We start from the raw sequence: 7,151 nt of genomic DNA on the forward strand, positions 1-7,151 counted from the left end.
AGCTTGGTTGTAAAATTCGAGTGCTTTTTGCTTTTGTCCTAAAGCGTCGTAGACTCCACCGATGTTATTGAGTGTAGTGGCTTCACCAGAGCGATCGCCCACAGCACGATATAGGGGCAGAGCTTGGTTGTAAAATTCGAGTGCTTTTTGCTTTTGTCCTAAATCGGAGTAGACTCCACCGATGTTATTGAGTGTAGTGGCTTCACCAGAGCGATCGCCCACAGCACGATATAGGGGCAGAGCTTGGTTGTAAAATTCGAGTGCTTTTTGCTTTTCTCCTAAATCGTCGTAGTTACGCCCAAGCCCAAGCAGTGCGAGCGCTTCCAGTTTTTGGTCTTTGAGTTCTCGTGCAATGGTTAAACCCTGCTGAAATATTTGTATTGCCTGTTGGTGTTCCTGTTGCTGTGTCAGTTTTATCCCTTGCTCTAACAGTCTTTCTGCTTCTTGGGCTTGCGAGTTTTGAGTTTGTCCCCAGGTGGGTTGAGCCATCAGCATTACTGTTATAGGCGTTAGACAAACGCCCACAGCCAAAAGACTGTTGATAATTTTTTTCATAGAATAGCGCAGAGGTAGCTGTTTTCAATTGGGTCTAGAAGCTGTCGTTACCAACATCGTGATCTTTGTGATGAACATTGCAATGTTTCTTATTAATATCGTGATGTTTGTGATGAACATCGCAATGTTTGTTATTAATATCGTGATGTTTGTGATAAACATCGCAATGTTTGTTATTAATATCGTGATGTTTGTGATGAACATCGTGATATTTGTTATTAACATCGCAATGTTCCTTATTAATATTGCGATGTTTGTTATTAACATCGTGTCTGTCGTTAGAAACGTCAAAATGGTTAGGGGTATAGATGTACGCCCCTAGAGATGAAAGAATTTACGCTCAATAAGGTTTTGCCAGAATAGTGATCGTTCTTTGTTGCGAATTGAACTGGATTTCATCTACCACATATTGCCGATTTCTAGCCACTGATTGAATACCCTGCAACTGTGCTGTAGAAACTACAGGTGGTTTAAGTTTCACCACCGCTTGACCTTGAGTAGAATTTTTTAGAGTAAAATTATTTATAGGTATACCACTCCAAGTTACTGGCTTGCCTGTAGGACGTTCTCCCCCACCCCGGATAATTGGACTTCTATTACTTCTGTAAGCCAATGCTTCTTTCTTGAAAACTACTCTTGCAATTTGGCTCAGGGGAATTTTGGCAGTTTTGCCATTACGCTGAATTAATAGTGCTTGCCCTTGTGCATCAATTCCTATTACCCGACCACTGCTTGTTGACTCACCCTTTTTAAACAAGACCTCTGCTAACTCTGGTAAGGCTACTGCAAGTTCTAATTCATCTGCTTTGATTTGTGTCTGTGCAAACAAAGAATTTCCCGTCTTGACATTTTGGCTCATTACAGCTTGGATGTTTCCTGCGATCGCTGCTGCCATTACTAAGATTGCCACAACCCATCCCTGGAAAAAAGCTTTCATGGCTTTAACGGTATATTTGACTATATTTAACTTTCTCATTAAACTTCAAAGGCCTATACCAAATTTCCGTAAAATCACTAAAATCAACTGATTATTTATCTGTAGCGGTTTGCAGTTGTGCAATATAGACCTAACCCCCAGCCCCTTCCCTACAAGGAAAGGGGAGTAAGATTCAAAACCTTTCTCTTTCTACAAGGGAAGGGGAGTAAGATTCAAAGCCTCTCTCCTAAAAGGAGAGAGGTTTGGAGAGAGGTCAAAGTCTATTGCATACAAACAAAAAACGCTATATAACTCGGTGCGTTACGCTTCGCGGTAACACACCCTACATTATTTCCCCCATATCTCGTATGACCCAAACCCCCACCCCCAACCAGGAAACCAATATTTTAGGTAAATTCACGAGTGTACTTGGCTTACTGGGTGCGGCGCTTTTTTTTGCAGGCTGGATTTACCGTTGGTCATATTTCTACTTTTTTCAACTAGAAGTCAATACCCTCGACTTACCCGCACAGTCTTTTCTCATAGTTCCCCTGCAAATATTTCTCGGAGATGGTTGGACAATATGCAAAAGTGCGATCGCCTTTTTTATCGCTGCGATCGCAATTCAGGCTACATTATGGTTAATTAAAATCATCAGTGATACGGTAGTCTCTGTAAGTCAATTACTACTAAGTCGCATCATCTCTGCTACCCAACGCAAACGCTCATGGACAGCTAAACAGCTAAAATCTCTGGCTGAATTTAGTTCTGGGCAACTGCGCTCAGTGGAATTTCTGCGATCGCTAGTCAATGAGATAGTAATAGTATCCTGGGTATTAATTGTGATATTTTGGTTAGCTCGTTGGCAAGGCATTGATGATGCCCGACGAGACGCTGGTCAAAACTCCACCTTGCCTGTTGTAGCCTTAATTACACCTGAAGAAAAGTTTGCTGTGGGGCGCAAACTTGATGATATATTTGCCGATCCGTCCTTGAAAGGCTACCGCATAATTGGCGATCGGGGTCTATTCGACGACTTGCGAGGCAGGGAAGATAATGATATCAGCAATCCACAGCAGCCGCGAGTCTGGCGCTTACTCTTAGAACGTGGCGGCTGGATTTATTTGTTTCGCGCATTGCCCTCAAATGTAAAACTTGACGAGATACCGTCGGTGTTGGCTATTCAAGAAAGCGATAAGGGACATATCATCATTCGCAGTCCAGAAGCTTCCAAAACTAGTTCTCCTTGATATATTGAATAACTTGTTTAAATTTAGGTTAATAAAAAGTTATTTATCCTTAACCATTGTTTTATAATGCCCCTTAACTACAGCATCTAGCTCAAGTTACCGCAGATTCAGGGGAAAAATTTGATGAACCAAGGGCAACGGACTCCAAAATCAAGGAGATATTTGACTGAATTCGTTCAGACTTATATCGTTAAAACTTTACACGCTGCAAGACAGTGGCGTGTACAACTAATACGATGGTTGTACAAGTATTCTGCGTGGGGTGTTGCGTCCCTATTCTTGGTCGGAGTTAGCTTGAGTATCGTGATGGCTGCCTGCTCTCCACGTAATGTCAATAATACTGGTAATGCTGGCGCAGCTTCCCAGAGTGATGTAACCCTAACCTTTGTTTCTTACTCGGTTACTAATGCAGCATACCAGCAGATCATTCCCAAATTTATCGAACAGTGGAAGAAAGAACATAACCAAAATATCACTTTTAATCAAAGCTATGATGGCTCAGGTTCCCAAACTCTTGCCGTAATTGATGGTAAGGAAGCTGATGTCGTACACCTGTCACTTGCCCTTGATATTAATAAACTTGTTGAAGCAGGTTTTATTCAACCGGGTTGGGAAAAAGAAGCGCCTAATGATGCAATTGTTACCAAATCTCTAAATGCAATCGCTATCCGTCAGGGTAATCCCAAAAATATCAAAACTTGGACAGATTTAGCCCAAGATGGTGTAAATGTGGTTACAGCAGACCCCAGAACCTCCGGCGGCGCTCGTTGGAACTTCCTTAGTCTGTGGGGTTCTGTGACAAAAACTGGCGGCAATGAAAATCAAGCAATAGACTTTATCGCCAAAGTCTATAATAATGCACCTTTATTACCCAAAACTGCTCGGAATGCCAGCGAAGTATTCTTAAAAGATGGTCAGGGTGATGTTTTGCTCAACTATGAAAACGAGATGATTTTATCAACGCAAAATGGCGAGAAAATCTCATATGTTGTGCCCGATGTAAATATCTCCATCGATAATCCTGTTGCTGTTGTAGATAAGAATGTCGATAAACATGGGACTCGGCCGATTGCGGAAGCATTTATCAAATTTCTTTACACCCCAGAATCGCAACGAGAGTTTACTAAATTAGGATTTCGTCCTGTTGACTTGACGATCGCCAAAGAAACGGAAGCCAATTTTCCCAAAATTAAAACTATCTTTAAAGCTGAAGATTTAGGAGGATGGAACGAGATTCAAAAGAAATTCTTTGATGAAGGTGCAATATTTGACAAAATTAGGGCTAAAAAGTCTTAAAAGTTTCGTTATTTAATCATCTTCTCTAAAGCGATTTGCAAATCTTTTGTCAAATCGCTCACAGCTTGTCTAGCTGCATAGCGATCGCCCTGACAATTTTGAGAGCGTTCGGTAACGGAAATTGGTTCTCCTACGGTGATTTGTGCCTGTCGCAAACCTAATCGAGGTCGCCCTGGAAGGGTTGTATCTTGAATTCTAGAAAGCATATCGAATATTAGTAAAGCTGTTTCTGCAAATCGTTCTGCCGTCGGTTGTTCCTGAATATAAGTAGCTGTAACTGCAACAAAACTTTCCACTATCCGCATATGCCGCATTCGCAAGTCTGCTTCCTCTGCAATCCAGTCTGCCAAACCACGTTTAAAGGGTGATAAAGTATTTATATCTGGCAAATCTTCCCGATAAATGTAATTCCAGCCAGCCTCTTCTAAACGGCGACAGCGGTCAATAAAATTACCCTGCGCTTGAACTCCAAAATATTGTTCGGCAACTTGTAAAGCCTTATCTAATAAGCAATGAAGTCGGGCAATCAACACCTGATTAGGACTAGCAGATTCATCAGTTGAGATGGTTTTTGGAATGTCTTGATGATAGAAGCGACGATAAAACACTTCCATCTCGGTAATCAGATATTCAGCCAACCTACAGAGGCGTTGATAGTAAATCTCTTCGCCATCGCCCCGAGCAATTTCTATTATCGGCAAGCCACTATCAGCTTCCAACTTACTCAGCAGCCAATCCAGTTTAGACCAAGGTGGCTGAACGTAACTATACTGAATGGCGATCGGCACAATGATCACAGTCTCAGTCCGGTTAGCTTTTTGTAAGTCTTCTACACACCAGAACCCCATTTGAGCAACACCGGGTTCCAGTGGGCTAACAATACTACTATGACCATTAGTACCTCCTTCCGGTGCGACTGCGATCGGTAGTTTGGCATTAGCAAACAACTCCCGTGCTGTTTGAATAGCTTGGCGATCTAGTCGTCTACCGCGATGAACTGGTACACCCCCCAGCCGTGAAAACAACCAACCCAGCCAATCTCCAGCCCAAACCGTCATCCCCCGGTCATAGAGAAAATAACTGTGAACCAGGGATTGTAATCGAATACCTTTTTGACGAGCAACCTCTGGCACAATGCGAGAAAGCAAATACTGCATACAGAGGGGATCTTCCACCTCTGGGTGACGAAATGCCAACAAAAAGCGAATTTTTCCAGCCTGGAATTGCTGATAAAGTTCAGCCAATACCTCAACATTTTTGGCTTCAATCCTGACAATACCAGCTGGTAGCCAAGGTCGAGTGCGAAACCGTAGTGCGATCGGCAGTAACCAGCGAAAAATCTGGAGTATCAGCGGATTAAACTGTTGGGGAATAAATTTCAGTGGTGGTTGAGTAGAGTGAATCGTTTTGGGCAAGTCGCTCTCCAGATTGCATTTCTAGCGATTGTACAACGTGGGGTCTTGGTTTTGCATCGACGCACAGAGAATTCTAAGGGACGGAAGCCACTTTTGTCAGACATGGCTCAGTTTTACCTCTCCAACGATAGACACTATCAGCGAATAAAAAATTATTTTCGATGTTTAGGAAAATTGCGTAATAGATACCAAAATACGGCTAAGTTCAACAAGAAAATCACTATTTTTATCAGAGAGATACCCCGAATTAATTCATAAATCTCTGGTGGAATACTGATACCGACAAGTACCAATACTAAGACATGTGCCCAACGTTTATCGTACCACAAACCAACAGCTTCAATAGTAGTTACAATAGCGTAGATTCCTGTGCCAATGCCGCTAAAGGCCAAGGTTCTTGGATTTAAGTTAATAACTTTTTTTAAAAGCAAATCAATAATTATCGATTTTCCTTCTAAAACATAATTGTTTGAAAAAATCTCTAGAGTTTGATAATTTTTTAATGTCAATAATAAGGCGATCGCAGTAGCCATAAGCAGCAAGGCGGTAAATGTTTTGTAGAGAACAATTACCACTAATCCCAATGGACGTTTTTTCAAACAACCCCCTTAAGTATATATAAGTCCAACTTTGATTAACTGGCTCTGGAGCCTGCCAACTAAAACGCTTATTGTAGCAGTACTTAATCGCCCCATCTTTACCATTTTCCCCTTTGTGCAAACAAGTAAACTCAATTTTGAGTATTACGCTATTCCTGACAGCTTTATAGCCTCACCCAAATGGGTGAGAAACAATTCAACCCATCGGATGAGCTAAGTATAGGAGGTTAAGGGTTATAACAAAGGAAACACTGTTACTAGTACTAAAAAGAAAGTAATTAAACCTTACAAGGTCAAGGATAACTGTATGAAACTTGCAACTTTGATTAATTCTGTAGTTATTCTTGGTACTTTTGCGCTGACATCTGGAATTGCTAACGCTAAACCACTTACAAATAACAACTATGCTGATGCTGGGCAAACAAGCATACCTATCAACTCTTCTAACACATTAAACAGTGATTCCCAGAATTCCAGCTACCTCAAACCCTTTGATCTCGTTTCTCTTGCTTACCAAGGTGGTTTTGAAAAACAAGGCATTCCCAGTGGGGCAACTCTGATCTTTGAACGTCAGAACAAAAATATTCTTGCGGAAGATTTAGTTAAGGCTGGTGTCAGTGCTAACAAATTACCACCGCAAATTTTGAACGATCAAGACTATCTAAGTGCTGTCAGGTCAGAGTTTACTGCATTATCTAGAGATTCCTCTCGCTAAGTAGGGTTTTGGATAGGCGCACTTAAATGCAATACTAACTCCCCTCTGCCCTAACTCATTAGACCTCTTGCAAAAATCCTTGAATCACCCCTCCCCAACCCTCCCCTTTACAAGGGGAGGGCGCAAGATTTCAAGTTTCCCCCCAATATATCGGGGAGCCACTGCGTTGCGGAGGTTCCCTCCGTTGTAGCAAGTGGCGTGGGATTAAGGGGGGTCTATTCGACTTATGCAAGAGGTCTATTGTCTAGCAAGTCAACCAAAAGCCCATTCCCTATCAAGGAATGGGCTTTTGGTTGACTTGTATGTGCGACGCCGAATAGCCCGCACAACTCTTGGAGACGCTCTTGCTAGCAAGATCCCCGTAGGGGTACGACAAAGTTTTACAGTGAGCCTGCCGAATTGCTC

7 protein-coding genes are annotated in these 7,151 nt (G+C 42.1%); 3 read left to right on the forward strand and 4 right to left on the reverse strand.

Annotated features, from left to right (window positions below; all coding sequences use genetic code 11):
* A partial coding sequence (locus tag Q0541_RS13185) for a tetratricopeptide repeat protein (protein WP_298910921.1) occupies window positions 1–555 on the reverse strand: 555 nt, incomplete at its 3' end.
* A 340-nt stretch (window positions 556–895) separates the two neighbouring features.
* Entirely contained in the window at window positions 896–1,531 is a 636-nt protein-coding gene (locus tag Q0541_RS13190) for a hypothetical protein (protein WP_298910922.1), read from the reverse strand.
* Window positions 1,532–1,839: 308 nt separating this feature from the next.
* Between Q0541_RS13190 and Q0541_RS13195 the strand changes: the two genes are divergently transcribed.
* Window positions 1,840–2,721, forward strand: coding sequence for a hypothetical protein (locus Q0541_RS13195; protein ID WP_298910923.1), 882 nt, complete (start codon window positions 1,840–1,842; stop codon window positions 2,719–2,721).
* 162 nt (window positions 2,722–2,883) lie between these two features.
* Window positions 2,884–4,017, forward strand: a complete 1,134-nt coding sequence (locus tag Q0541_RS13200) for a sulfate ABC transporter substrate-binding protein (protein WP_298910924.1) — start codon at window positions 2,884–2,886, stop codon at window positions 4,015–4,017.
* 8 nt (window positions 4,018–4,025) lie between these two features.
* Here Q0541_RS13200 and Q0541_RS13205 read toward each other — a convergent pair whose 3' ends face one another.
* Together Q0541_RS13205 and Q0541_RS13210 are read right to left on the reverse strand one after the other, a co-directional pair.
* Window positions 4,026–5,432, reverse strand: a complete 1,407-nt coding sequence (locus Q0541_RS13205; RefSeq protein WP_298910925.1) for a 1-acyl-sn-glycerol-3-phosphate acyltransferase — start codon at window positions 5,430–5,432, stop codon at window positions 4,026–4,028.
* A gap of 152 nt (window positions 5,433–5,584) precedes the next feature.
* A complete protein-coding gene (locus Q0541_RS13210; RefSeq protein WP_298910926.1) occupies window positions 5,585–6,031 on the reverse strand; it encodes a DUF2127 domain-containing protein in 447 nt (148 codons plus the stop codon).
* Between the two features lie 307 nt (window positions 6,032–6,338).
* Here Q0541_RS13210 and Q0541_RS13215 point away from each other — a divergent pair, with 307 nt between their 5' ends.
* Complete coding sequence (locus Q0541_RS13215; protein WP_298910927.1) at window positions 6,339–6,746, forward strand: hypothetical protein; 408 nt, start codon at window positions 6,339–6,341, stop codon at window positions 6,744–6,746.
* The last annotated feature ends 405 nt before the right edge of the window (window positions 6,747–7,151 follow it).

It is taken from the genome of uncultured Nostoc sp., from assembly GCF_937863485.1.
In the GTDB taxonomy this organism is placed as follows: Bacteria; Cyanobacteriota; Cyanobacteriia; order Cyanobacteriales; family Nostocaceae; genus Nostoc.